The organism is Sphingobacterium sp. UDSM-2020 (assembly GCF_016132525.1).
Classification (GTDB): Bacteria; Bacteroidota; Bacteroidia; order Sphingobacteriales; family Sphingobacteriaceae; genus Sphingobacterium; species Sphingobacterium anhuiense.
This window is the reverse complement of sequence record NZ_CP066166.1, coordinates 3,497,633-3,521,993: the sequence shown is the minus strand read 5'-3', so window position 1 is coordinate 3,521,993 and position 24,361 is coordinate 3,497,633. Positions and strand designations below refer to the sequence as shown.

Below are 24,361 nucleotides of genomic sequence, written 5' to 3'. Positions count from 1 at the left end.
TCTCAATTAAGATTAACCCTTTATTTGTTAGCAGTCATATATGGAAAGTAAATCAGGAAAAAAACCGTATTCAGTTGAGCTTGCCTCAAGTTTGTTTGCCCTAGCATTAATCATCGGATTTTTATATGTTACTCAAAGTGTTATCGTACCGTTACTTTTTGCGATCATTCTTTCAATGACGCTCTACCCGATTGCATCTTTTTTTGAAAATAAATTGAGATTTGGGAAGGCGGCCGCTTCTATCATGGCTGTTATTATTGCCATCTTAATTATCAGCACTTTGATATGGTTTATTGTACATCAAAGTATTATCATTGGAAAAGATGCTGTAGCGATTCAGGAAAAAGTATTGGCTGCTGTAGAATCGATACAGAACTGGATTCAATCTCAATTCGGATTAGAGCGAAGTGAGGTGATTCAAAAGATGAAAGAGCAAGGAAATAATGCTTTAGAAAATGTGGGTGGTTATATGTCAACAGCTTTTGGTTCAATCGGAAGTACATTAGCAGGTGTTATCTTAGTTCCTATCTTTATTTTCTTTCTCCTTTACTACCGTGATTTTTTTAAAGAGTTTTTCTTTAAAGCATTTAAAAACACCGATAACAAGAAAATTCATGCTGTACTGAGCAAAATCTATGAGGTAGTACAAAGTTATTGTCTGGGGCTTGTAATGGTGATGGGAATTGTCGCTGTGCTGAATACAGTAGGTCTCATGTTGATGGGTATTCAATACGCCTGGTTTTTCGGCTCTATGGCTTCTTTGCTCATGTTATTGCCTTATATCGGTATCGCTATTGGCTCAATCTTACCGGCTTTGTTTGCGTTGGCGACAAAAGATAGTGCTTTATATGCGGTCGGTGTGATTGCCTGGTTCCAGGTGGTTCAATTTTTAGAAGGTAATATCATTACTCCTAATATCGTCGGCAGCAAAGTAAGTATCAATCCCCTGATGGCCATTATTGCTATTCTACTGGGCGGAATGATTTTTGGTTTAGCAGGATTAATTCTAGCGCTACCGATGTTCGCAACCTTAAAGGTGATTTTTGATGCGATCCCTAGCATGGAGCCTTTCGGATATTTAATCGGTGAGCCTGAAAAAGAGCATCTCAAACGAAATGCAACACAGGAACTGCTTCAAAAATGGGGAATTGTACGGAAACCTAAAAAGTTTCTTACACCAACTGTTGTGGAATCGGCTTCGCCGGATGATACAAACAGTACAGATAAAAAACTGTAAATACTCTTTTACTAAGTGATAAAACAATTCGTCCAAGGATCTGAAAGATGATTCTTGGACGAATTATTTTATATGATCTTTTATTGCAACCGGATTTTTGATGGTTGACATTGCTGAATTAAGTGTATTCCTGGTTTCAGGATTCCCGATGAGTTTGGAAGAGTCTATCCCAGATTGATGTATAAAAACCAAAATTGACATGAATATCATGATGATGATTCATATGAAAAAGACCATTGGTGATCCATCGATTTTTAAACTCAAACAGATTAAACCCAATATGTCCTAATATTCCCCACAAGAGATTGAATCCTAGATAAAAACCAACTGTAAAAATATCACAGGGAATTAACATAAAGCTGATGATCAGAATAGCTCCGAACATCACATTTTCTAGTGGATGCATCACAAAGAGACTCAATGCATTTGTACGTTCGAAGGTATGGTGCCTATAATGAAAATAACGATATAAAATGGATTTGTGAACAAGCCAGTGCAGTATAAACATCAAAAAATCCACAAGAAACAAAACGCCTAAAAATTTGATTGGAAATACCTTCCAATCAAGATCAACTATTTTAATCCATCCAATTCTTAACATATAAATGCCCGCAATGGCAACAACCGCATTAAGGGAGATATTTAAAATTGCATTTCCAATATCTGCTTTCAATATGGGATGACGCTCAACCAACTCCTGCTTGCTGTTATACAGATAGTGCGCCACAGCATAAAATGTAATGGATAAGAAAAATAGCAGAAAATTCCCTATAAATGCTAGTTGTACGACTACCGAAAAATCTGCCTGATGTAAGTAATCAACAATTTCTCTCCCCATTGTATCCATTTTCTTCACTATGCTTTAAATAGTTGAAGATAATTAATTTCTATTAACTTTACTTTAAATAATATTTTCATGAAATACGTACCTACACTCGAAACGGAGAGACTACTTATTCGTCCGATAACTTTAGATGATGTTGAAGAATTCTATGCGATGGATTCACAACCGGAAGTTCATCTTTATTTAAACAGATCTCCTTTAAAATCAAGTGAAGAGGCAAAAGATTATATTCTTAGTTTGCTGCAGCAATATGAAGCATATGGTACAGGACGTGTTGCTGTTATTGAAAAAGCAACAAATCAATTTATAGGCTGGACCGGATTTAAATTTATCGACGAACCGATGAATGATCGGGTCAATTTTCTAGACTTTGGCTATCGCTACCGTAAAGAGTCCTGGGGTAAAGGTTATGCCACAGAAGCGGCATTGGCCTGTATTGCCTTTTACTATGAAAACATGACGCATATACCTCTCCATGCCATTACGCATGTCGATAATCAAGGCTCGCGAAATGTATTGGAGAAGGCTGGATTTAAGATTACGGATACTTTTAAGTTTACCATCTGGGACATGGACTGTTATTGGTATGATCGGGTTGAAGATGCTAAATAAGACCTGAATGCATCTTTTCTGAATTTAAAATGCCACTTTTGAATGTTGAAATTTTCAATGTAAATCTATTTGTATATCCTTTGGATAAAACGAAATGCTTTTCGTATTTTTACGCTTGCAAAAAACGATGCTTTCTTGCAGCAAATTAGAATAAAAACACCATATTATTGATTACATGAGTGAAGAAACAAACTATCCTGCAGACGATAATCAAGAAGAATTAAATAACGGACAGACAAATAACAGTAAAACAATTCCACTTTCGGGTTTGTATGAAAACTGGTTTTTGGACTATGCATCTTATGTTATTTTAGATCGCGCTGTACCTCATATCAATGATGGTTTTAAACCTGTACAACGACGTATCCTGCATTCATTGAAAGAGATGGATGACGGAAGATATAACAAAGCCGCAAATGTGATCGGTAACACGATGAAATATCATCCTCATGGTGATGCTTCAATCGGCGATGCTATGGTTCAGATCGGTCAAAAAAATCTACTGATTGACTGTCAGGGGAACTGGGGTGATCCTATTACCGGAGATGCTTCTGCTGCTCCTCGTTATATCGAAGGACGTCTATCGAAGTTTGCTCTGGATGTTGTCTTCAATCCAGAAACAACAAACTGGCAATTGAGTTATGACGGCCGTAATAAAGAACCGGTTACGTTACCTGTCAAATTCCCGCTATTGCTGGCGCAGGGTGCCGAAGGTATTGCTGTAGGTTTGGCTACTAAAATTATGCCTCATAATTTCCTGGAGTTAATTGATGGTTCCATCCAGGTTTTGAATGGCGAAAGACCACATATCCTTCCTGATTTTCCAACGGGAGGAATGGCAGATTGCTCAGCTTACAATGAAGGCCAACGCGGTGGCAAGATCCGTGTCCGTGCAAAAATTGAGGAGCGTGATAAGAAAACGTTAGCGATTACTGAAATTCCTTTTGGAACAACTACCGGTGGATTAATAGACAGCGTTGTTGCAGCGAATGATAAGGGGAAAATCAAAATCAAGAAAATCGAAGATAATACGGCAGAGTTTGTAGAGATTATTGTGCATCTGGCCCCGGGAATATCTCCTGATGTTACGATTGACGCTTTATTTGCTTTTACAGCCTGTGAGGTTTCTATTTCACCAAATACCTGTGTGATCAAAGAAGATAAACCACACTTTTTGAGTGTTAATGATATCTTGATTGAAAACACCATCAATACAAAGAACTTATTAAAACAAGAACTTGAAATCAAATTACATGATCTCTTAGAGAAGATATTCTTCAGCAGTTTACTGAAAATCTTCATTCAAGAGGGTATGTATAAGCATCCTCAATACGAAAATGCTGGAGATTTTGATACGGTTGTTGAAGTATTAAATGGTCTTTTCGAACCGTTCTTCTCCCAGTTCTACCGTCCTATCGTTCCTGAAGATTATAAGCGATTGATCGATAAACCGATGAGTAGCATCACGCGCTTTGATGTTAAGAAAGCGGATGATCATATGGCTTCACTAGAGGATGAAATCAAGAATGTTAAACGCCATCTTAAACACTTGACTGATTATGCCATTGCATGGTATGAAAGATTGCGTGATAAATATGGTAAAGGTCGTGAACGTAAAACTGAATTAAGAGCTTTTGATCGTGTGGAGGCTACACAGGTAGCTTTGGCCAATGCAAAACTGTATGTCAACCGCGAAGAGGGTTTCATCGGTTCGGGCATGAAGAAAGACGAGTTTGTGTGCGACTGTTCGGACATCGATGACATCATTGTTTTCCGTGCGGATGGTAAGTATGTCGTTACCAAAATTCAGGACAAAGTATTTGTCGGAAAAGATATCATCCATGTCGCTGTCTTTAAAAAAGGTGATGAGCGAACAATTTACAATGCCATCTATAAAGAAGGAGACACGGGTACAAGTTTTATCAAACGTTTTGCTGTTGTCGGTGTAACACGTGATAAAGAATATGACATCAGCAAAGGATCAAAGGGTTCTAAAGTAACTTACTTCACTGCAAATCCGAATGGAGAGGCGGAGATTGTCAATATTCAGCTGAAACCGCATACGAAATTGAGAAAGCTTAATTTTGATATGAATTTTGCTGAGATTGCTATTAAAGGCCGTGCATCTCAAGGAAATATTGTTTCGAAATATCCGGTTAAAAAGATCACATTCAAAAGCGCCGGGGTTTCTACCTTAGCTGGCCGTAAGATCTGGTTTGATAAAATAACGAAACGTCTAAATGCTGATGAAAGAGGTCAATATTTAGGGGAGTTTGATGGTGACGACAAAATTTTGATCGTCATGTCGGACGGTACTTACGAGCTGTCTAATTTTGATCTGAGCAATTATTTCGATGATAAGATGATTCGCATCGAGAAATACTTCCCTGATCATGTCTATACTGCAATCCATCAAGATGGTAAATCGGGCACCTACTATGTGAAACGATTTAAATTTGATGATATTCCTGTCGGTAAAAGTGTGTCATTTATTAATGATGAACCGGGTTCAAAACTTATCGTGCTGACAAACAGTACAGACCCTGTGGTACACTTGGAAGTGCTGAAAGGAAAATCGCAGACAGAGGAGAGTTTAGATCAACCTTTGAATGAGATCATTGATGTCAAAGGTTTGAAAGCGCAAGGTAACCGCCTATCCTTTCATACGGTGAAGAGTGTTAAACTGACTACTGATGAAATTGATCTGGCCGTGAATGCTAAGGAAGAGGTGACAGCTCCTACTGAAACTTCGGAATCTGATGAAGAAACGGAAAAGACAGCTGAAGCAACGAATAGCCAAAGTGATATTAAACTGGAAATAACAAATCCTGACGATATCCAAACGGATAATGGCGGTCAGATTGAGTTATTCTAAAACATAGATGCAAATAGCTTTACAGCTATTTTAGAACATAAAAAAAAACCGCTTAATAGCGGTTTTTTTATGTTCTAGTATCTTTTAATCTTTAAACTCTTTGATGAATTTTTGAAGTTTTGGTGCAATAACAACAGAACAGAAAGGATTTTCAGGATGCGTATTGAAATAATTGTGATGATAGTTTTCTGCTACCCAAAAAGTAACCGCTGGCTCTACAGTAGTCACAATAGGATCTTCAAAAACATCCTCACTATCTAACTCATCAATAAAATTCTTAGCGAGTATTTCCTGTTCCTCATCGTGGAAAAATACGACCGATCTATATTGCGTACCGACATCATTACCTTGACGGTTTAACGTCGTTGGGTTATGCGTTTTAAAGAAGATCTTCAATAATTCTTCGTAATTAACAAGATCTTCATCGTATTCAATCTGTACCACTTCAACATGTTCTGTGGTACCTGTACATACCTGCTCATAGGTAGGATTATCATTTAGCCCGCCCATATATCCTGGTAAAACGGATTTTACACCTTCAGTATTTTGAAAAATAACTTCCGTACACCAAAAACAGCCGCCTCCAAATGTTGCTTTCATATCTTAATATATTTTATATTCAAACTTAGAAATTAAATGACAGAAAATGCGTCATAATAGTTTACTGATTTTGAAAAATTATGATTTGTAGTAATAGGAACCTGGAATCAGCAGATCCTGCTTTTCGTTATGACATACAGCGTATGAGAATCCTTTTTGCAAAGCATAAGATCCATATTCACCTTTTTTATTCAATGCTAAAAATCCTACCTGAATATCTTTTGCAATATTAGGTTTCTTCTTAACAATACGTTTTACAGCTTCTTTGCAGGCATCTTCCGGTGAATATCCCTGACGCATCAATTCGACCACTAAAAAACTACCTACTGTACGAATGACTTCCTCTCCTACTCCTGTAGAAGTGGCCCCGCCTACTTCATTGTCTACATAAAGTCCAGCTCCGATAATCGGGCTATCTCCTACCCGGCCATGCATCTTAAAAGCCATACCGCTTGTTGTACATGCACCAGATAGATTTCCTTGAGCATCCAATGCAAGCATACCTATTGTATCATGATTATACTGATTACCTGGCAAACGCTCGACCGCGAATGACTTGTTCTCAATATTCATAACCGGTTTATATTTCTTTTCTTTTAACCATTCTTTCCATGCTTTTTCTCCTTCTGGGGTAAGCAGGTCTTCTTTTTCAAAACCATTCTCCAGCGCAAACTGCAATGCACCATCTCCTGCAAGCATCACATGTGGTGTTTTATCCATTACCAGACGAGCTACAGAAATTGGATGTGCGATATGCTCTAAGGCCGCTACGGAACCACAGTTTCCTTCTGAATCCATGATACAGGCATCTAAGGTAACGATACCATCGCGATCTGGATATCCACCTTTTCCTACTGTCATATTTTTTAAATCAGCTTCCGGTACACGCACTCCCTGCTCTACGGCATCAATTGCTTTTCCGCCTTTTTTTAGCACTTCCCATGCCGCCTGATTTGCCGCGATACCAAAGTCCCAAGTTGAAATAACGATCGGTTTCATTCCCGACCGCTTCTGCGGAATTGAAAAACTTGATAACGTCTCTACAGTACCTATAGCTGTTGCTCCAATAATACCTTGTCTAATAAATTGGCGTCTTGAACTCATATTTTAATCGATTTAGCAATACAAGTATACACAATTGCATTTTTCTTTTTAAGAATTTTTTAATTCTGCCAACGCCCCGCATTCGTATTTATGCAAAAGAATCGATCATTAATTCACAAATCGTCAACATTTCTTGCGAAAACATACAATTTAGACTATCTTTAAAAACCAAACTAATCAGCATGACAAATAAACTAAAATATGCTATTCTTACCTGTGCAGGCTTTTTTACGATTAACCATGCCTTTTCACAAGCGCTAGATTCCACTGTTTATCTTCAGGTTAAAGAACTGCAAGAAACCGTAAGAAAAGCATATGCTCCTGATAAGCGTACAAAGCTATTTGCCTTCACAAAAACAGATGTTGCCAAAAATGACTATCTGATAGAAACGACAGAACCCGCCGCTAAAACAGCTTTCGAACAGCAATTTAAAAATATTCCGGCAACGGTAGCCATTAACTTATTGCCCGAACAAAACTTGGGCAATAAACTGATCGGTATCGTACATTTATCTGTCGGAAATATGAGAACTAAGCCTGATAATGCGGCTGAAATGGCGAGTCAGGTATTAATGGGAACACAGGTTGACCTCTTACAAAAGGATCATGGTGAATACCGCATCCGTACTCCGGAAGGCTACATTGCCTGGTTACCGACTTCTTCGGTTACAGCGATGACAAAGGAAGAGGCGGCACAATGGAACAGTCAGCCTAAAATAATTTATACCGCTGAATTTGGAAAATCACTTTCCGAACCGCATGCGCAAAGCCAACGTGTATCGGATCTTGTATATGGCGATATTCTGGTGCTGACGGGTGAGAAAAATAACTATTTCGAAGTTTCCTATCCAGATAAAAGGAAAGCATACATCAAAAAAGAAGAAGCTTTATCGCTAAAAAAATGGGTTGATTCACGCAATCCTACAGCTGACAACTTGATCTCGAGTGCCAAATCTATGCTCGGACTTCCTTACCTTTGGGGGGGTACTTCTGTAAAGGGAGTAGATTGCAGCGGCTTTACAAAGACAGCTTACTTCATGAACGGTTATGTTATTCCGCGTGATGCTTCTCAACAGGTATTAGCAGGTGAATCGGTGGATATCCTGGATGCTGAAGGTCACTTTGATCCAGAAAAGGCGCTTAAAAATTTAAAACCTGCTGATCTTTTGTTTTTTGCTGCAGGTAAAAATACGAATCCCAATGCCCGTGTTACGCATGTAGCACTTTACATCGGTAACGGAACGTTTATTCATGCAGCGGGATCTGTACGGATCAATAGTATGTTGAAAGATGCTGCAAATTACGATGATTTTCAGACACGCACTGTCGTTGCTGCAAAAAGATATTTGGGATCAAACGATCCACAAATACAGAAAGTACAAAATAACCCTTATTATAGCATCAAATAAAAGATAACAACGATCATGAGTACACATTCAGACTGGATTACTAAAGATTTTGGGGCTTTCAAACTGAGATATAAGCCTTACACTTTAGAAATGCGTTATGTCTTTACTGTTGCATCTTTCAGCAGAACGACTACTCCGGTTGTATTGACACAATTGGAATATGACGGCATTATTGGTTACGGTGAGGCAAGTATGCCTCCATATCTAGGAGAATCGCAGGAAAGCGTTATCAATTTTCTAAACAAAATCGACCTATCCGGATTCAACTCTCCTTTTCAAACGGAGGAGTTATTGGCCTACGTGGATCAAATAAGTGCTAAAAACACGGCAGCAAAAGCATCAGTTGATATTGCTCTTCATGATTTAATAGGAAAAATACTGGGACAGCCATTTTATAAAATATGGGGATTAAATCCTGCATTAATTCCCGCTACTTCCTATACCATTGGTATCGATACGGAGGAGGTGATCCGTAAAAAGGTCATGGAGGCAGATCAGTTTAAAATCCTCAAAGTAAAGTTGGGCCTTGAAACGGATAAAATGATTATCGACACTATTCGCCAATGTACGGATCGTCCTTTGTGCGCGGATGTGAATCAAGGATGGAAAACAAAGGAGCAAGCACTTGAAATGTCACATTGGCTCGCTGAAAGAGGCGTAGTTTTTTTGGAACAGCCGATGCCAAAAGAACAGATCGATGATAACGCCTGGTTAACAGCCCATAGCTCCATACCGACTATTGCCGATGAAGCATGCCAGAGATTGAGTGATGTTCCTGCATTGCAGGGTGTTTATTCGGGCATTAATATCAAACTGATGAAATGCACTGGAATGCGTGAAGCAAAAAGGATGGCAGAGTTAGCGCAGTCATTAAAAATGAAAGTAATGATCGGATGTATGACTGAAACTTCTTGTGCCATATCTGCCGCGGCTCAGTTGGCTCCTTTGGTAGATTGGGCAGATCTGGATGGTGCACTTCTTATCGGAAATGATATTTACGATGGCATGAAAGTCATTGACGGACAATGTATCTTACCAGATCGTCCAGGGATAGGTATCCTAGCAGAATAAAACTCATTAAATTTTCATAAGATCATGAATTTTCAGAAAAAATATCATGATCTTATTCTTATCTTGTACCTTACGGGTATAAATAGATCATCTATTAAAAGCAACAACTAACCAATACTCTTATGAATAAAATTTTACTTACCTCGTTATGTACGATGGCTTGCGGGACTCTGCAGGTTGTACATGCGCAACAAATCCAGGTTGCGGGGAAAGTTTCAGATGGAAATGGCGCTGCCATTCCAGATGTGACGATCTCGGTCAAAGGAACAAATACCGCAACATCCACAAATTCCAGTGGATTGTTTACGATAAATGCGAATCAGGATGCAACAGTCATCATCAGTGCTGTCGGTTATCAGAAACAAGAAATCAAACTAAATGGCCGAAAAACATTAACAATAACCTTACAAAAAGAAGAGAATGCACTGGATGAGGTTATGGTAGTCGCTTATGGTACGGCTAAAAAGAGCACCTACACGGGTTCTGCTGCGGTGGTAAAAGAAAGTGATATTAAAGATGTCCCTACGACGTCGTTTGAAAATGCATTGAACGGACGTGTAGCTGGTGTTCAGATCAGTTCCAGCTCCGGCCAGGCGGGCGCAACATCTAGCATCAGGATACGTGGTATCGGTTCTATGAACGCTTCTAATGATCCTTTATATGTAATCGATGGTGTTCCTGTTGTTTCGGGCAATGTGGGACAAATGAGTGGCCAGATCAATTCTTCTTCCAATGTCATGAGTACGCTTAATCCATCGGATATAGAATCGATCACCATATTAAAAGATGCTGCCGCATCTTCATTATATGGATCTAGAGCTGCCAATGGCGTTATCGTAATTACAACAAAACGTGGTAAAGAAGGAAAGGCACGCATAAACTTTCGGTCTTCTCTTGGTTTTACCCCATCGTGGGCGACAGATAATTATGAAGTAGCGGATCCGCAGGCACAGATCAATATGGAATATCAGATTTTCCATGACTATAGAACGTCAAATAAAAACAGTGCTACTGGAGTCAATTACACCGATCAGGAGGCAAGTACTTATGCTCTGGGACAAATCAACAACCGATTTAATAAACATGGATATCGCTTTGAAGTAGATGGTCCTGCCCGTATGAATAATGTTAAAATTCTTGGAATAACTGACGGTGTCGAAAACCGGGAAGGTAAATTCTTTGATTGGGAGGATTACTTATTTAGAACCGGTGTTTTTAATACGAACGACATCTCTTTGAGCGGAGGTTCTGAAACAACAAAGTACTTCTCTTCTCTAAACTATACAAAAGATAAAGGACGCGCCACGATCAATGAATATGAAAGAATCTCAGGAAGAATCAACCTGAATCAAAAAGTAAGAAGCAATATTGAATATAATGTAAATTTAAATGTTGCTAATACGGATAAAACTGGGTTCAATGATACCCGAAGTACCGGATCTAATCCTTTCTTTCAATCTAGAAATCTATTGTTTCCTTTCTACTGGCCTACTGACTACAAAACCGGCAATCCATGGACAGCACAATATGGTAGCTTAGCCTATAATTCTGACTATTATAATAAACAATGGGGTAACAGTACAAAAACTCTCAAATTGGGTGCTGTACAATCTCTATCGTGGGAAATTGTTCCTAATCTAACGGCAAAAACAATTTTCTCATTTGATAACACAGAAGTAAAAGATGCCTTGAATTTTTCAGCCTTGCACTTCATTGGTTTGACTGATAAGGGTTCATCGAGCAAATGGAATACAAATATGCGGAAATATGTTTCGTCCAATACATTAACGTATGCCAAAAGTATTGAGCAGCATAACTTCAATATTTTAGCGGGTTATGAAGTTGAAAAGAATGTCACTGATTTTCAGTACAGCAATTCGATTAATCTCGGATCAAGTTCTTTGACATCTATCGGTACGGGTGCAAATTATAAAGCGGACAGCTATCAGTTCGGTAATAATCTGATGTCTTATCTTTCACGTGTCGATTACAACTATAATGAGAAATACTTTTTAGGAGCTTCTATCCGCCGGGACGGTTCGTCACGTTTCAGTGAAGATAATCGTTGGGGTACCTTCTGGTCTGTATCTGGCGCATGGAGTATCCATAAAGAAGAGTTCTTTAAAAATGATATCGTCAATACCTTACGATTAAGAGCTTCGTATGGTGTTAATGGTACGCTACCGACAGATAATTATGCTTGGAGAACTTTAATGTATTATAAATACAATTACAAAGGTAACCCTGGGGGTGTCGTTGGCGATGGTTCATTAGGGGCTATAGATAGAGGATTAGGAAATACAAAACTAACCTGGGAAAAAAGTAATACCTACGATCTAGCTTTGGAATATGGTTTATTTAACAATAGACTAACGGGTTCCATCGAATACTTTAATAGAGATTCGAAAGACTTGCTTCAAGATGTGCCTACTTCTGGTACGACTGGTTTTACCAAGGTGCTCCAAAACGTGGGTGTCATTAATAATAGTGGAGTCGAAATTGATTTAGGTGGCGATATCATCAGTAAAGAAAACTTCAGATGGTCGGCTCGGGTCAATGGTTCATTTTTAACTTCCAAAGTCAAAACTTTAGATGCTGGTAAAGATATTATCTGGACTGATCCAACAGGTGGTGATGCCCGTGCACAGTTTATCTACCGTGAAAATGAATCGGTATTATCTTTCTATGGTTATGAGTGGGGCGGTGTAGATAAAACCAATGGTAAAAACGTTTGGTATACAAACAATAATCAATCGGATTTCGAATACAATGGCCGAAATGCTTCTTATAGCTATACGAAAGCAGATCAGATCATCTTGGGTTCGGCTACGCCTAAAATTTTCGGAGGAATCAATACAGATGTGGAATATAAAGGTATCTCACTTGGTCTAAACTTTAGTTACAAGATCGGTGGAAAGCTGTATGATGGTGCGGAAAAGGATGTCATGGATGATGGCTACTATTGGGAAAGAATACGTTCACAGTATTACTATGATAACATGTGGTCACCTAGCAATGTAAATGGTACACAACCAAAAATCGATGGTAACGATTTAACTGATGCTATCCAGTTCAGTAGCCGTCATTTATATAATGCTTCGTTTATCCGTCTAAAAAACATCAATGTCGCTTATAAATTGCCTTCACAATGGTTGGAAAAAGTTAAAATCAGTAATGCGCGTTTATTTTTCAATGGTACAAACCTATTCACGGCATCTAAATTTAAACTAGCGGATCCTGAGGTTAACCAATATGGAACGCGTGGATGGGAAACACCATATGGCAAAACATACACATTTGGTATTGAAATCGGCTTCTAGTTTTTCTATTGATCATAGGGGTAAACGATAACTTATTGCAACAAACCTGATGATCATAATAGCTATTAACCGACATAGGCATTGCTAATGCCATTAATAAACAAATTGATTATTGAATAAACAGCTAATTCTGATGAAAAAATATATAAACTATTTACTTTTCGCATCTGTTCTGAGTACAACTTACTCGTGTAAGAACTTTTTAGATGTGGAACCTACTAATGCGGTTGATGCTGATAAGGCCATTGTAACCGCCAACGATGCTCAGATTGCGATCAACGGTATACAGCGTCAAATGACTTCTTCGAACTATTATGGACGTAATTTCATCGCTTATGGTGATGCTAAAGGTGGCGATGTAACGCTTTACTCCCAAGGTCGTGGGTTGGATGCATTTTATACTTTTAATCATAATGCGCAAACGAACAGTTTTTCGAGCTTTTGGACTTCGATCTATAATATCATCTACCAGACCAATAATCTACTCGAAAATATTGAAAAGTTAAAAGCATCAGGAAGTATTGAGAACTTTGATCTTGCAAAATCGGAAGCATTAACCATCCGTGCATTGGCCAATTTTGACCTGGTTAGACTTTACGGTAAATCTTACACCGATGATAAAAATGCCTTTGGAATTCCTAACGTGACCAAAACACTGGCTTTCAATGAGCAAAGTTTACGTGCTACGGTTGATGAAAACTATAAACAGATTCTTTCGGATTTAAAAACTGCGGAAACTGGTCTTCCAAAGACCAAAAGAGATGGCTACTTAAATTACTATGCCAACAAAGCCATACAGGCACGTGTGTACCTCACGATGGCTGACTATAATAATGCTTTATTGGCAGCTGAGGAAGTGATCAATAATAATCCTATTTATTCTCTTTATACCAATGCAGCTTGGGTCACTTCGTGGCAGTCCCAGTTTGGATCGGAATCTATATATGAACTTGTAATCGAACCTAATCAAGCGGATCTCGCTCGAAATTCATTAGGTTTCTATTTTATGAGAAGAAATCACCAAACTGGTGCTTTAGGAAATTTCCTAGCAAGTACACCTTTCTTAAATGCACTTAATGCTGATCCCTCTGATGTAAGAAGAGGTGTGATGGCTAGAGATGAATCATCTGCTGATCGTCTTGGCTCTTGCTATAAGTACCTTGGTTCTACGACATTTTCTGGGGATAAAGGAACTTCTAATTATACTGCTGTCAATATTAAAGTGATCCGTCTTTCTGAACTTTATCTGATTGCGGCGGAAGCAGCATTGAAGGCCAGTACACCTAATCCAGCCAAGGCGGCAACTTATTTGCAGGCGATCCATAAACGTGCTGCAGGATTACCGGCTATTGATGCCGCGTCTGTTTCGGAAGCACTGATCTTAGCAGAGAAAAGTAAGGAGTTTTTTGGTGAAGGCATTCGCTATTTTGATATGATCAGACTAAATAAGACAATCAATTTTGATGATGCATTTGCCGGTATCAGCGTACCTACTCGAGAACATGCGATCAATAGATCATTCTTCAAAACGATTTTGCCTATATCTCAAGAAGAGATTAATGCTAATCCTCCGATAAAAGCACAACAAAATCCGGGATATTAGTCTCCATGATTGACGCAATAAAAAATGGCTTCTGATGTTGATCGGAAGCCATTTTTTGTGAGTTATCTTTTTTATGAATCTATCTTTTGAAAGGCTACCCGAGGTGTCCCATCGCCGACGTAGATAATGCCACAACGTATGTATCCTAGTCTTGTGAGTACTTTTTGCATCGGGATATTTGTTTCATGGGTATCGACCCGGATGTTGTGACATTGTTCAAAGCACCATTGAAAGCATTGTGCCGCTACCCCTTTTACTTGACCATTGGAAGCCAGACGATGTACTACACCATATGGCTCTTCATTCAACCACTGCCCATCTTCAATTATGGTATAATTTGGATCAGGTTCTAGTGAAAAACAGAAGGTGGCTACTATTGAATCATCTTCTATACAGACATAATTCTCTCCGATCGCTATTGTTGACTGAATATATTCCCGAGAGGGATAGCCATTTGTCCACTGAATGGTATTGCCACTAGCACGCATTAAACCTCGTGCAATGTCAATAATAGCCACCACCTGATCTAAATCTTCTAATTTTGTTTTTCTAATATCCATATTTACAATAAACTTTTATTTTATCAGTAACGCAGTGACCAAGTAACGAAGTAACGAAGTGACCAGTGACATAGTAACGAATGGTATAACTTACTAACCATCTCACTTTATTACCGACTTATCAGTTACAAAGTGACTAGTGACAAAGTAACGAAAGGTATAACTTACTAACCATCTCACTTTATTACCTTCTAACTATCTAACCAAACTACCGAACAATCTGTTTCATATTTCGTGGCAACTCTTGATTCAAATCAATGAGATAACCATTGATAACAGCGTATTGAATTTCTTCATTCTTCTTTAAGAAAAAATTTGCTTCTTTACCAAGACTTAATGTTCTGATCGTATTCAACTTGCTTTTAGATAGCACATTGATGGGAAAATGATGTAGTACTTTGGGCTCGGATGCATTTATCTTTACACCGGCATACCCTTGCTTCAGTAATGCTTTTATATCAACGTTTTCAAGATCACTCAGGTGATAAAATTCCTTTTCGTAAACTTTTGCTTCTACAAATTCGAAATCTGTCAGATCCAGATCATCGTACCCATAAAAGTCATGAAGATCTCCAATGTCTTCAATATATCCTTTTGTATAGTAATCTTCCCCCTCGGTAATCTCATCTCTTCGGATAGCAATATCTACTTTCAGAGGAAGACCATGTGATATTGTGGTCACCCTACGAAGGATCACATCGTGCAGCTGCGAGGCGTTGAATGGTATGTGCTGGTATTCTGAGATTGAAAATTGCTGATAACTATCCTGGGCGATTTGCAGTAAGGAATTAAGAATCAGAATAAAATTCAATTTTCTAATTTCCTGTTTTTCCGGATCTCCAGCAAAAGCTCCTGATTCGATCAGTATGGTGCTTGCACCCCATTTCTGAAAGCTATCTCCAAAAGCTCTTGGTGAGTGTTCATCATCATATTTGGCAATGGCTCCTGGGATATAGTCTTGAAGCAACTGATTCATGCCAGCTATGATCTTCATTGCATTACCACGCACTTCATTGACTTCGCGCTCCCAATTATATGCTGGTGCTAAAAGGGAAATGGTAACCGGAGTTTTAGTTCCCGGAACGTTATAATAGATATTCTGATCGTGTAGATTAAAACCAAATTGTGGTTTGATCATTTCTGCCTGATTTCTTAATAGCTTACCTTCTGGTGTTGAGGTATCTCTGGCATCCCGATTCAGATCAATGTGCTGCGCATTTCTTCTTGTATAGATTTCAGCTCCATCTGGGTTGAGCATAGGGATAAAATGCACTTCTAAGTTTGATTTTAATATTTCCCTTAAGCTTTGAAATCTGCTATCTTTTCCTTCAAGGAAATTAAACAGGTCAAAAAGGGCCATGGTTGCGGTCGGTTCATCGCCATGCATCTGCGACCACAGCATTACTTTCTTTTTTCCCTGACCGTAGGTTAATTTATAGATCGATCTTTTTTGAACTGACAGTCCGATCTGATCAATCTTTAGGGTTGATGCCTCCTGATGCTTATTGATGAGATCGACTACAGTCGAATGTTTAAATCTACGTTTTGTTAACGTGGTTTCTTTATAGGATGAATAGGCTTCATCAAAATCATTTTTATTTAAATTCATGGTTTGGGCAGAAATTTTAATTCCCGAAGTAACGAAGATCAAAAAGAAGATAATTTTCATCAGGGAGATAATTTTCATCGATTTAATCTTTTAGTACTTTCTCTAAAAGTGTAATGGTTCCTTTGTCGGCATCTATTTTGACCTGTGCTCCTACCGGTAATATAAATTGATTGGCAATATGTCCGATCATGGCTCCTGAATAAGCAGGAATCCCGAGCGGTTTGATATAATCGTTCAATACCTGTTCGAGCGTAAGAGAACCATAACCTCCTGCTGGCCCACAGTCCGTACACTTACCAAAGACGAAACCTTTGATCTGATCCAAAATTCCTGCTAATTTTAATTGACAGAACATCCGGTCCACGCGCTCTATATTTTCATCTACTTCTTCTAGGAAGAGTATGGCATTTTTAAAATCTGGCAAATAGGCTGACCCGCATAACCCACTGAGCAATGTCAGGTTTCCTCCTAGTAGTGTACCTGTTGCTTGTCCTGACTTTAAGGTCGTGATCCGCTCTTTGTACTGGATAAAGTTATCGCCTTTTTCTGTTGGGTTTGCAAATTGTGTCGGCTGATTAAGGAAAAATTGATTTTCAAAATTTTTAGCAACGGTATTACTCCATGTACTGATACCGACTGCGCCGTGAAAGGATATTAAACCGGTTTTTTTATAGAAAGCCATGATCAGTGCAGTAATATCGCTATAACCTAATAATACTTTAGGGTTATTGGCGATGAGTTGATAATCAATATGTGGTAATAAACGGGATGCTCCTGCTCCTCCGCGTATACAGACAATCGCTTTCACTTCTTTGTCTGCAAACATGCTGTGGATATCGGCTAGGCGCTCTTCATCTTTTCCTGCAAAATTACCATATCTGCTTCGGATATGTTTTCCTTCTTTGATTTTGAAACCAAAGTTTTCAAAAATTTCGCGGGTCATAACAATGGCTTCTTCGGTATCAATAACTCCCGCAGGAGCTATTAATCCGATGGTATCTCCTTTGCGCAATACTTGAGCTAGTAATTTCTTTTGATCTGCTTTTGTTTCAAAGAAATCTTCCTTTGCAAATGACAGGGCAGGTATTCCTGTTGCGACTAAGCCTAAGGATTTTAAAAATGTTCTTTTATCCATAGTCCTGGATGATCATGATTATCTGTTAAATAATAAACGTCTACCAGAGCCGTACTCGATCAAGCTCCCTTTGGAATAGGCTAATTGTCCTGATACAATGGTGTGCTCGATAGAAGATTTAAAGGTATGATCTTCAAATGGAGACCAGCCACATTTTGACAGTATATTTGATTTTGTAACCGTATAAGGTTTATTTAAATCTACCAGTACTAAATCTGCCCAATAGCCTTCACGAATAAATCCACGTTCCTCAATCTGGAAGCAAATTGCTGTATTGTGTGCTGACTTTTGAACGATCTGCTCTAAAGTAATCTTGCCCTCATGGTACATGTCCAATAAAGCTTGTAATGCATGCTGTACCAATGGCCCTCCTGATGGTGCGGCGCTATAAGCTTGTGTCTTTTCAGCAATGGTATGTGGGGCATGATCGGTAGCAATTACATCGATATGTCCATCCAATACCGCTTTTACAATGGCATCTCTATCATCTGCTGTTTTAACAGCTGGATTCCATTTGATAAAATTACCTTTTGTCTTGTAATCGACGTCGGAGAACCACATATGGTGAATACATGCTTCAGCTGTAATTAATTTTTCTGCCAATGGAATGTCATTTCTGAATAGCCCGATTTCTTTAGCAGTAGAGATGTGCAGAATATGTAAGCGGGTATTGTTCTTTTTCGCTAATTCTACAGCTTTGGAGGATGAGATGTAGCAAGCTTCTGCCGAACGAATAAGGGGATGCATATCTATTGTCAATCCTGCTTCGCCATATTTCTCTTTATATATAGCAAGGTTTTCCTGGATAGTGGCTTCATCTTCGCAGTGTGTGGCTACTAATGTGGGCGAGTTAGCAAATATCTGTTCCAATGCACGCTCATTGTCTACCAACATATTACCAGTTGATGATCCCATGAATACTTTGACACCACAGACATCACGAGGGTTTGTTTTGAGTACTTCTTCCAGATTATCATTGGCTGCACCCATAAAAAATGAGTAGTTGGCTAAAGCATTTTGAGAGGCGATATCGTACTTATCTTGTAACAAAGATTGTGTTAAAGTATTGGGTACCGTATTGGGCATCTCCATAAATGATGTTGTACCTCCCGCCACTGCGGCACGGCTTTCATGCCAGATATCAGCTTTGTGCGTCAATCCTGGTTCACGAAAGTGTACTTGATCGTCAATTAATCCGGGTAAAAGGTGTAATCCTTCGGCATTAATCTCTCTATCGGCAGGGTGGTTAATCTCTGCGGCGATCATCTCGATACGGCCATTACTGATATAGACATCTGAAGTGGTAATTTTCCCTTCATTAACGATTTGAGCAGATTTTATAAGTATTGTTGACATGGATGATGGTAATGTTTAATATGATATACAAATATAAGCATTTGAATATTTACAGCCTAAAAATACACAATTGGATGCTTGTTTACGTATTTTATGGATTTGAAAATTTGGTCTTTTAAATCTGCAGCATCAAGCCAGCTTGTTTTATATTTAATTGGATGACTTAAACTGAAGTTGATAAAGATGTTATCGATTATACCTAACAAACAAAAAAGCAGTAATGGAATCCATTACTGCTTTTAATTATAATTATATCTTATCAATTAGGCTACATCAAATTTGTATCCAACACCTTTAACGGTGGTTACATAATCTTCACCAATTTTTTCTCTAAGCTTTCTGATGTGTACATCTATTGTTCTGTTGGTAACAACAACTGAATCTTCCCAAATGCTTTTCAAAATTTGTTCTCTTGTAAAAACTTTATTTGGTTTTGATGCCAATAAGTACATCAATTCAAATTCTTTTTTTGCAAGTACAATTTTTTGTTCTCCACGGTACACTAAAAAAGAATCACGATCAATCACCAGATCCATAATCTCTAATTTATCTTGTGATCGTGCTGCTTCTTCCGAGACATTTCTTCTTAGAATGGCATTAATACGGCTCATCAAAGCACGAGGCTTGATAGGCTTTGCAATATAATCATCGGCTCCAACATGGAAACCTGCAATTTCAGAATACTCCTCACTTCTAGCCGTTAAAAACACCATAAATGTATTTTTAAACTCTGGCATGGCACGCATTAGTCGGCAAGCTTCGATACCATCCATTTTAGGCATCATAACATCCAAAATAATAAGATCTGGATTAATATCCTTTGCTACATTGATAGCTTCGTGACCATTCGAGGCAGTTGATACTTGATATCCTTCGCGCTTTAAATTAAAAGCAATTAATTCTAGAATATCCTGCTCGTCATCAACTACTAATATTTTTTGCTTTGCAATGCTCATCTTTTTTTTTTGCTAAATTATGAACAAAATGACAACAAAACATTAACGAAGTGTTATTAAATTGTTAAGTAACATTCCGAAAGTTAATATTTAATTTGCGCTATTTTAAAGTTTTCTTTAAAAAATCTTCCAATTCTTTACCGCGTAGGTTTTTAGCAATGATCAAGCCTTCTGGATTTAAGACATAAGAGGCCGGTATTCCTGTTATTCGATACAGACCAACAACAACGGATCCCCATGCTTTTAAATCAGATGCCTGCGTCCATTGTAACTGATCGTCTGCTATGGCACGCATCCATGGTCCGGGATTATCATCAAGAGATACTCCAAAAACGTCAAACCCTTTTCCTTTGTACTGATTATATAATTTGACAATATTCGGATTTTCTTGACGACAGGGCATACACCATGACGCCCAAAAATCCAACAGCACATATTTACCTTTGAAATCTGATAACTTTATCGATTTATTGTTAGGTGTGAACGATTCAAAGTCTGGAGCTGGTTGACCTACAGCCAACTTTCTCAGTTTATTTGTTTCTTCTTTAAATTGGGTAACATAGCCATTATCTAAGAACTTATCTTTTATCTTATCGGCATAGGTTATAATTTCAGCTTCTGCAATTTCCGGATCTAGTGTACTGATGGCATAAAATCCAGCGATATCATCGTGCTGTTCAGCAAAATCTACTGCTGCTTTTGTATAGTACTGCAATTGCTCTGTAAACTTTTGTTTGTACTCACTACGCAAATTTTCAATATCATCCACATCAGCTGTGATGGATTTCTTCGCAAAATCTGCCTGTAAGGAATCGCGAACTGCATCACGTCGATTTCTCATTTTTGAGAAACTCTGAATCGATGATGACAACTCAGAGCCCTCTAATTGATAATCGTTAACATCTTTCTGAAGATCTGCCTTGAAAACAATCTCCTCTCCTGGTGAAGCAATTAAATCATAACGATTTTTACCTACACGAAGTGATAATAGACGCGCCTGACTTGTAGGTCTTTTAAATTGAAAGGCATTTTTGTCTCCAAAAAACATGGAGTCCAATTTTCTTTCGCCTTCGTACAACGATATTACTTTAATATTTCCTGGATTTTCAATTTGGCCAGAAATTGTAAACTCATCTTTATTTTTACATCCGATTAGAAATAAAAATAAACAACCCACCACTAGCAACGTCTGCTTCATCATATTCGTTTTATTTTATAAATTCTATTGCTCTATCTATCGCTGTTTGTAATCCGGCACTATTTTTTCCTCCGGCTGTCGCAAAGAACGGCTGTCCTCCACCACCACCTTGGATGTCTTTTGCTAAATCACGGATAATATTTCCAGCATTCAAGCCTTTTGATTTTGCTAATTCATCTGAGATGACAACGGTCAAACTTGGTTTACCGTCAAAGTCAGCTCCTATTACTAAGAATAAGTTATTAACGGCTCCTTTTAATGCGTAAGCTAAGGTCTTTACAGCCTCTGCGTTTGGCAAATCAACAACTGTGGCTAAGAAATTAACATCACCTACTTGTTGTAATTTGCTTTCTAGGTCTGATTTTAACGCTAATGATTTTTCAATAATCGTTTTTTCAATTTCCTTTTTCAAAGCACTGTTTTCGTCCACAATTTTACCCATTGCAGCAACAAAGTCTTTTGGATTATTTAATAACCCTTTGATTTGGTCAACTAATTCAAAATGTTCACGGATCACTGCTGCAGATTTCGTTCCTGTAATCGCTTCGATACGACGTACACCTGCTGCAACGGCAGACTCTGATGTAATCTTAAAGAAACCGATCTGACCGGTAGCTTTAACATGTGTACCACCACATAGTTCTTTTGAAAATTGATCATCAAAAGTAATGACACGCACATAATCGCCATATTTTTCACCAAACAACGCAGTTACTCCTGAATCTAATGCTTGTTGGTAAGGAATATTGCGTTCTTCTTTCAATGCAATATTTTCACGAATCTTAGCATTGACAATATCTTCGACTTGTTTGATCTCCTCTTCTGTTACTTTAGAGAAGTGAGAAACATCAAAACGTAAAATATCATCATTTACTAAGGAACCTTTTTGATTCACATGATCGCCTAATACCTGCTTTAATGCAGCGTGCAATAAATGCGTCGCAGAGTGGTTATTCTCTGTATCTTGTCTTTTTGCCTGATCGACTTGAGCTACAAAAAGGCCTTCAAAACTTTGTGGGAGGGTATCTATAAAATGTACGAACAACCCATTTTCCTTTTTTGTATCCGTTACAAATATCTTCTCACCTGTAGCTTCAGAAATCAAAACTCCAGTGTCACCGACCTGACCACCACCTTCTGCATAAAAAGGTGTGACCGATAAAACCAATTGAAATTGGTCTTTTCCTTTTGCTGAAACTTTACGGTATTTTACAATTTCTGTTTTTGCACTTAGTGTATCGTATCCAACAAATTCAAAGCCTTCATCTTCATTGACTAAAATCCAGTCTCCTGTATCAATGGCAGTTGCTGCACGTGAACGGTTTTTTTGGATCTGCAATGCTTGATTAAAACCGACCATATCAACGGAAAGATTTTTCTCTCTCGCTAGTAACTCGGTCAAGTCTATTGGAAAGCCATAAGTATCATATAATTCAAATGCAAAATCACCATCAACAGTTGTATTTGATTCAGCATAATTTTCGAAACGCTGTACTCCTGTGACTAAAGTTCTTAAGAAAGATACTTCCTCTTCTAAGATTACTTTTTGAACAAAACTTTCCTGTGCTTTCAATTCGTTAAATACACCATCAAACTGTGCCGCCAACAAAGGGACTAGCTCATTGATGAATGGTGTTTTGAAATTTAGGAAGGTATACGCATAACGCACTGCACGACGTAAAATACGACGGATTACATAACCTGCTTTATTATTAGAAGGTAGCTGACCATCGGCAATGGCAAAACTAATCGCCCGGATATGGTCTGCAACTACACGCATCGCAATATCTGTTTTCTCATCCGCACCATAAGCTATCCCGGCTTTTTGAGAGATGAACTGAATAGTAGGCTGAAAAACATCGGTATCGTAGTTAGATGTTTTCCCTTGAATAGAACGTACCAAACGCTCAAAACCCATTCCTGTATCCACATGTTTTGCTGGTAAAGGTTGCAATGAACCATCTTTTAGACGGTTGAACTGCATAAAAACCAAATTCCATACTTCAATAACCTGCGGATGATCGGCATTAACAAGTGACTGTCCAGCTACTTCTTGACGTTCTTCTTGCGTACGCATATCGTAATGGATTTCGGAACATGGACCACATGGTCCTGTCTCTCCCATTTCCCAGAAATTATCTTTTTTATTTCCTAATAGAATACGATCTTCAGCGATTAAAGCTTTCCAAAAATCATAGGCTTCAGTATCCTTTGCTAGTCCTTCTGAATCGTCACCTTCGAAAATCGTTACGTAAAGACGGTCTTTATCTAATTTGTATACATCAGTAAATAACTCCCAAGCCCACTGAATAGCCTCTTTTTTGAAATAATCGCCAAAGCTCCAATTGCCCAACATTTCAAATAAGGTATGGTGGTAGGTATCAATACCTACTTCTTCCAAATCATTATGCTTACCAGAAACACGTAAACAACGCTGTGTATCGGCGACACGTGGAAATTTAATGGCGGCTTCGCCTAAAAATAAATCTTTAAACTGATTCATTCCCGCGTTTGTAAACATCAATGTGGGGTCATTTTTCACCACAACTGGTGCAGATGGTACGATTTGGTGTCCTTTACTTTTGAAAAAATCCAAAAAAGCCTGACGAATTTCTCTACTTGTCATTGAAAATCTAATTGTCTAATTATGATGTTGCAAACTTACTTAAAATTGCCTCGTTATGCAATTAGACGGATGTCTTTTAGTTCATAATAATGTACTAAAAGTGTCATGAAATAAAATAAATTTTGACTATTTTTAGGAATAATTCAATTTCACTCTACAATAGGAATAAGGAAAATTAATGGTCGTGATACGTCTTATTTAAATTTGTGCTTAAAATCACTTTATTTCATTAAATTAAGCACATGT

General features: G+C 38.2%; 17 protein-coding genes. 7 read left to right on the top strand and 10 right to left on the bottom strand.

Annotated features, from left to right (window positions below):
• Positions 1–40 precede the first annotated feature (40 nt).
• Positions 41–1,237 (top strand): AI-2E family transporter, encoded by a 1,197-nt coding sequence (locus tag JAZ75_RS14775; protein WP_183915675.1) that lies wholly within the window; start codon positions 41–43, stop codon positions 1,235–1,237.
• A gap of 136 nt (positions 1,238–1,373) precedes the next feature.
• Here the strand turns inward: JAZ75_RS14775 and JAZ75_RS14770 are convergent, their stop codons facing one another.
• Positions 1,374–2,075, bottom strand: a complete 702-nt coding sequence (locus JAZ75_RS14770) for a sterol desaturase family protein (protein ID WP_208696336.1) — start codon at positions 2,073–2,075, stop codon at positions 1,374–1,376.
• Positions 2,076–2,153: 78 nt separating this feature from the next.
• Between JAZ75_RS14770 and JAZ75_RS14765 the strand changes: the two genes are divergently transcribed.
• Both JAZ75_RS14765 and JAZ75_RS14760 read left to right on the top strand, forming a co-directional pair.
• The gene (locus JAZ75_RS14765; RefSeq protein WP_168128435.1) at positions 2,154–2,693 is read left to right on the top strand and encodes a GNAT family N-acetyltransferase; all 540 of its coding nucleotides are present in this window, start codon (positions 2,154–2,156) and stop codon (positions 2,691–2,693) included.
• A 175-nt stretch (positions 2,694–2,868) separates the two neighbouring features.
• A complete protein-coding gene (locus JAZ75_RS14760) occupies positions 2,869–5,568 on the top strand; it encodes a DNA gyrase/topoisomerase IV subunit A (RefSeq protein ID WP_132845940.1) in 2,700 nt (899 codons plus the stop codon).
• 84 nt (positions 5,569–5,652) lie between these two features.
• On the opposite strand, the gene msrA is transcribed toward JAZ75_RS14760, so the two are convergent.
• A complete protein-coding gene (gene msrA, locus JAZ75_RS14755) occupies positions 5,653–6,168 on the bottom strand; it encodes a peptide-methionine (S)-S-oxide reductase MsrA (protein ID WP_132772269.1) in 516 nt (171 codons plus the stop codon).
• Between the two features lie 78 nt (positions 6,169–6,246).
• A complete protein-coding gene (locus JAZ75_RS14750) occupies positions 6,247–7,272 on the bottom strand; it encodes an isoaspartyl peptidase/L-asparaginase family protein (protein WP_168128433.1) in 1,026 nt (341 codons plus the stop codon).
• A gap of 182 nt (positions 7,273–7,454) precedes the next feature.
• Here JAZ75_RS14750 and JAZ75_RS14745 point away from each other — a divergent pair, with 182 nt between their 5' ends.
• From JAZ75_RS14745 to JAZ75_RS14730, 4 genes are all read left to right on the top strand, one after another.
• Entirely contained in the window at positions 7,455–8,681 is a 1,227-nt protein-coding gene (locus tag JAZ75_RS14745) for a C40 family peptidase (RefSeq protein ID WP_208696335.1), read from the top strand.
• Positions 8,682–8,696: 15 nt separating this feature from the next.
• On the top strand, positions 8,697–9,752 hold the full coding sequence (locus JAZ75_RS14740; protein WP_208696333.1) for a dipeptide epimerase: 1,056 nt from the start codon (positions 8,697–8,699) through the stop codon (positions 9,750–9,752).
• 122 nt (positions 9,753–9,874) lie between these two features.
• Positions 9,875–13,072, top strand: coding sequence for a SusC/RagA family TonB-linked outer membrane protein (locus JAZ75_RS14735; RefSeq protein ID WP_168128430.1), 3,198 nt, complete (start codon positions 9,875–9,877; stop codon positions 13,070–13,072).
• Positions 13,073–13,205: 133 nt separating this feature from the next.
• Complete coding sequence (locus tag JAZ75_RS14730; protein WP_168128429.1) at positions 13,206–14,675, top strand: RagB/SusD family nutrient uptake outer membrane protein; 1,470 nt, start codon at positions 13,206–13,208, stop codon at positions 14,673–14,675.
• 71 nt (positions 14,676–14,746) lie between these two features.
• Here the strand turns inward: JAZ75_RS14730 and JAZ75_RS14725 are convergent, their stop codons facing one another.
• The 7 genes from JAZ75_RS14725 to alaS form a co-directional block, all read right to left on the bottom strand.
• The gene (locus JAZ75_RS14725; protein ID WP_208696331.1) at positions 14,747–15,235 is read right to left on the bottom strand and encodes a GNAT family N-acetyltransferase; all 489 of its coding nucleotides are present in this window, start codon (positions 15,233–15,235) and stop codon (positions 14,747–14,749) included.
• A 208-nt stretch (positions 15,236–15,443) separates the two neighbouring features.
• Positions 15,444–16,922, bottom strand: a complete 1,479-nt coding sequence (locus JAZ75_RS14720) for a M14 family zinc carboxypeptidase (protein ID WP_232789207.1) — start codon at positions 16,920–16,922, stop codon at positions 15,444–15,446.
• 4 nt (positions 16,923–16,926) lie between these two features.
• The gene (locus JAZ75_RS14715) at positions 16,927–17,979 is read right to left on the bottom strand and encodes an LD-carboxypeptidase (RefSeq protein WP_208696329.1); all 1,053 of its coding nucleotides are present in this window, start codon (positions 17,977–17,979) and stop codon (positions 16,927–16,929) included.
• An 18-nt stretch (positions 17,980–17,997) separates the two neighbouring features.
• Complete coding sequence (locus JAZ75_RS14710) at positions 17,998–19,335, bottom strand: dihydroorotase (protein ID WP_021189426.1); 1,338 nt, start codon at positions 19,333–19,335, stop codon at positions 17,998–18,000.
• Positions 19,336–19,598: 263 nt separating this feature from the next.
• The gene (locus JAZ75_RS14705; protein WP_132844447.1) at positions 19,599–20,291 is read right to left on the bottom strand and encodes a response regulator transcription factor; all 693 of its coding nucleotides are present in this window, start codon (positions 20,289–20,291) and stop codon (positions 19,599–19,601) included.
• A gap of 100 nt (positions 20,292–20,391) precedes the next feature.
• A complete protein-coding gene (locus tag JAZ75_RS14700; RefSeq protein ID WP_232789206.1) occupies positions 20,392–21,492 on the bottom strand; it encodes a TlpA family protein disulfide reductase in 1,101 nt (366 codons plus the stop codon).
• A gap of 7 nt (positions 21,493–21,499) precedes the next feature.
• Positions 21,500–24,115: an alanine--tRNA ligase gene (gene alaS / locus JAZ75_RS14695; RefSeq protein ID WP_208696321.1), complete on the bottom strand. Its 2,616-nt coding sequence runs from the start codon at positions 24,113–24,115 to the stop codon at positions 21,500–21,502.
• Positions 24,116–24,361 lie beyond the last annotated feature (246 nt).

Coding starts and splice junctions, on each gene's coding strand:
- JAZ75_RS14715 (WP_208696329.1), bottom strand. CDS start 17,979: ATGGATAAAAGAACATTTTTAAAATCCTTAGGCTTAGTCGCAACAGGA.
- JAZ75_RS14750 (WP_168128433.1), bottom strand. CDS start 7,272: ATGAGTTCAAGACGCCAATTTATTAGACAAGGTATTATTGGAGCAACA.
- JAZ75_RS14740 (WP_208696333.1), top strand. CDS start 8,697: ATGAGTACACATTCAGACTGGATTACTAAAGATTTTGGGGCTTTCAAA.
- JAZ75_RS14710 (WP_021189426.1), bottom strand. CDS start 19,335: ATGTCAACAATACTTATAAAATCTGCTCAAATCGTTAATGAAGGGAAA.
- JAZ75_RS14700 (WP_232789206.1), bottom strand. CDS start 21,492: ATGATGAAGCAGACGTTGCTAGTGGTGGGTTGTTTATTTTTATTTCTA.
- alaS (WP_208696321.1), bottom strand. CDS start 24,115: ATGACAAGTAGAGAAATTCGTCAGGCTTTTTTGGATTTTTTCAAAAGT.
- JAZ75_RS14730 (WP_168128429.1), top strand. CDS start 13,206: ATGAAAAAATATATAAACTATTTACTTTTCGCATCTGTTCTGAGTACA.
- JAZ75_RS14720 (WP_232789207.1), bottom strand. CDS start 16,922: ATGAAAATTATCTCCCTGATGAAAATTATCTTCTTTTTGATCTTCGTT.
- JAZ75_RS14705 (WP_132844447.1), bottom strand. CDS start 20,291: ATGAGCATTGCAAAGCAAAAAATATTAGTAGTTGATGACGAGCAGGAT.
- msrA (WP_132772269.1), bottom strand. CDS start 6,168: ATGAAAGCAACATTTGGAGGCGGCTGTTTTTGGTGTACGGAAGTTATT.
- JAZ75_RS14745 (WP_208696335.1), top strand. CDS start 7,455: ATGACAAATAAACTAAAATATGCTATTCTTACCTGTGCAGGCTTTTTT.
- JAZ75_RS14770 (WP_208696336.1), bottom strand. CDS start 2,075: ATGGGGAGAGAAATTGTTGATTACTTACATCAGGCAGATTTTTCGGTA.
- JAZ75_RS14775 (WP_183915675.1), top strand. CDS start 41: ATGGAAAGTAAATCAGGAAAAAAACCGTATTCAGTTGAGCTTGCCTCA.
- JAZ75_RS14760 (WP_132845940.1), top strand. CDS start 2,869: ATGAGTGAAGAAACAAACTATCCTGCAGACGATAATCAAGAAGAATTA.
- JAZ75_RS14765 (WP_168128435.1), top strand. CDS start 2,154: ATGAAATACGTACCTACACTCGAAACGGAGAGACTACTTATTCGTCCG.
- JAZ75_RS14725 (WP_208696331.1), bottom strand. CDS start 15,235: ATGGATATTAGAAAAACAAAATTAGAAGATTTAGATCAGGTGGTGGCT.
- JAZ75_RS14735 (WP_168128430.1), top strand. CDS start 9,875: ATGAATAAAATTTTACTTACCTCGTTATGTACGATGGCTTGCGGGACT.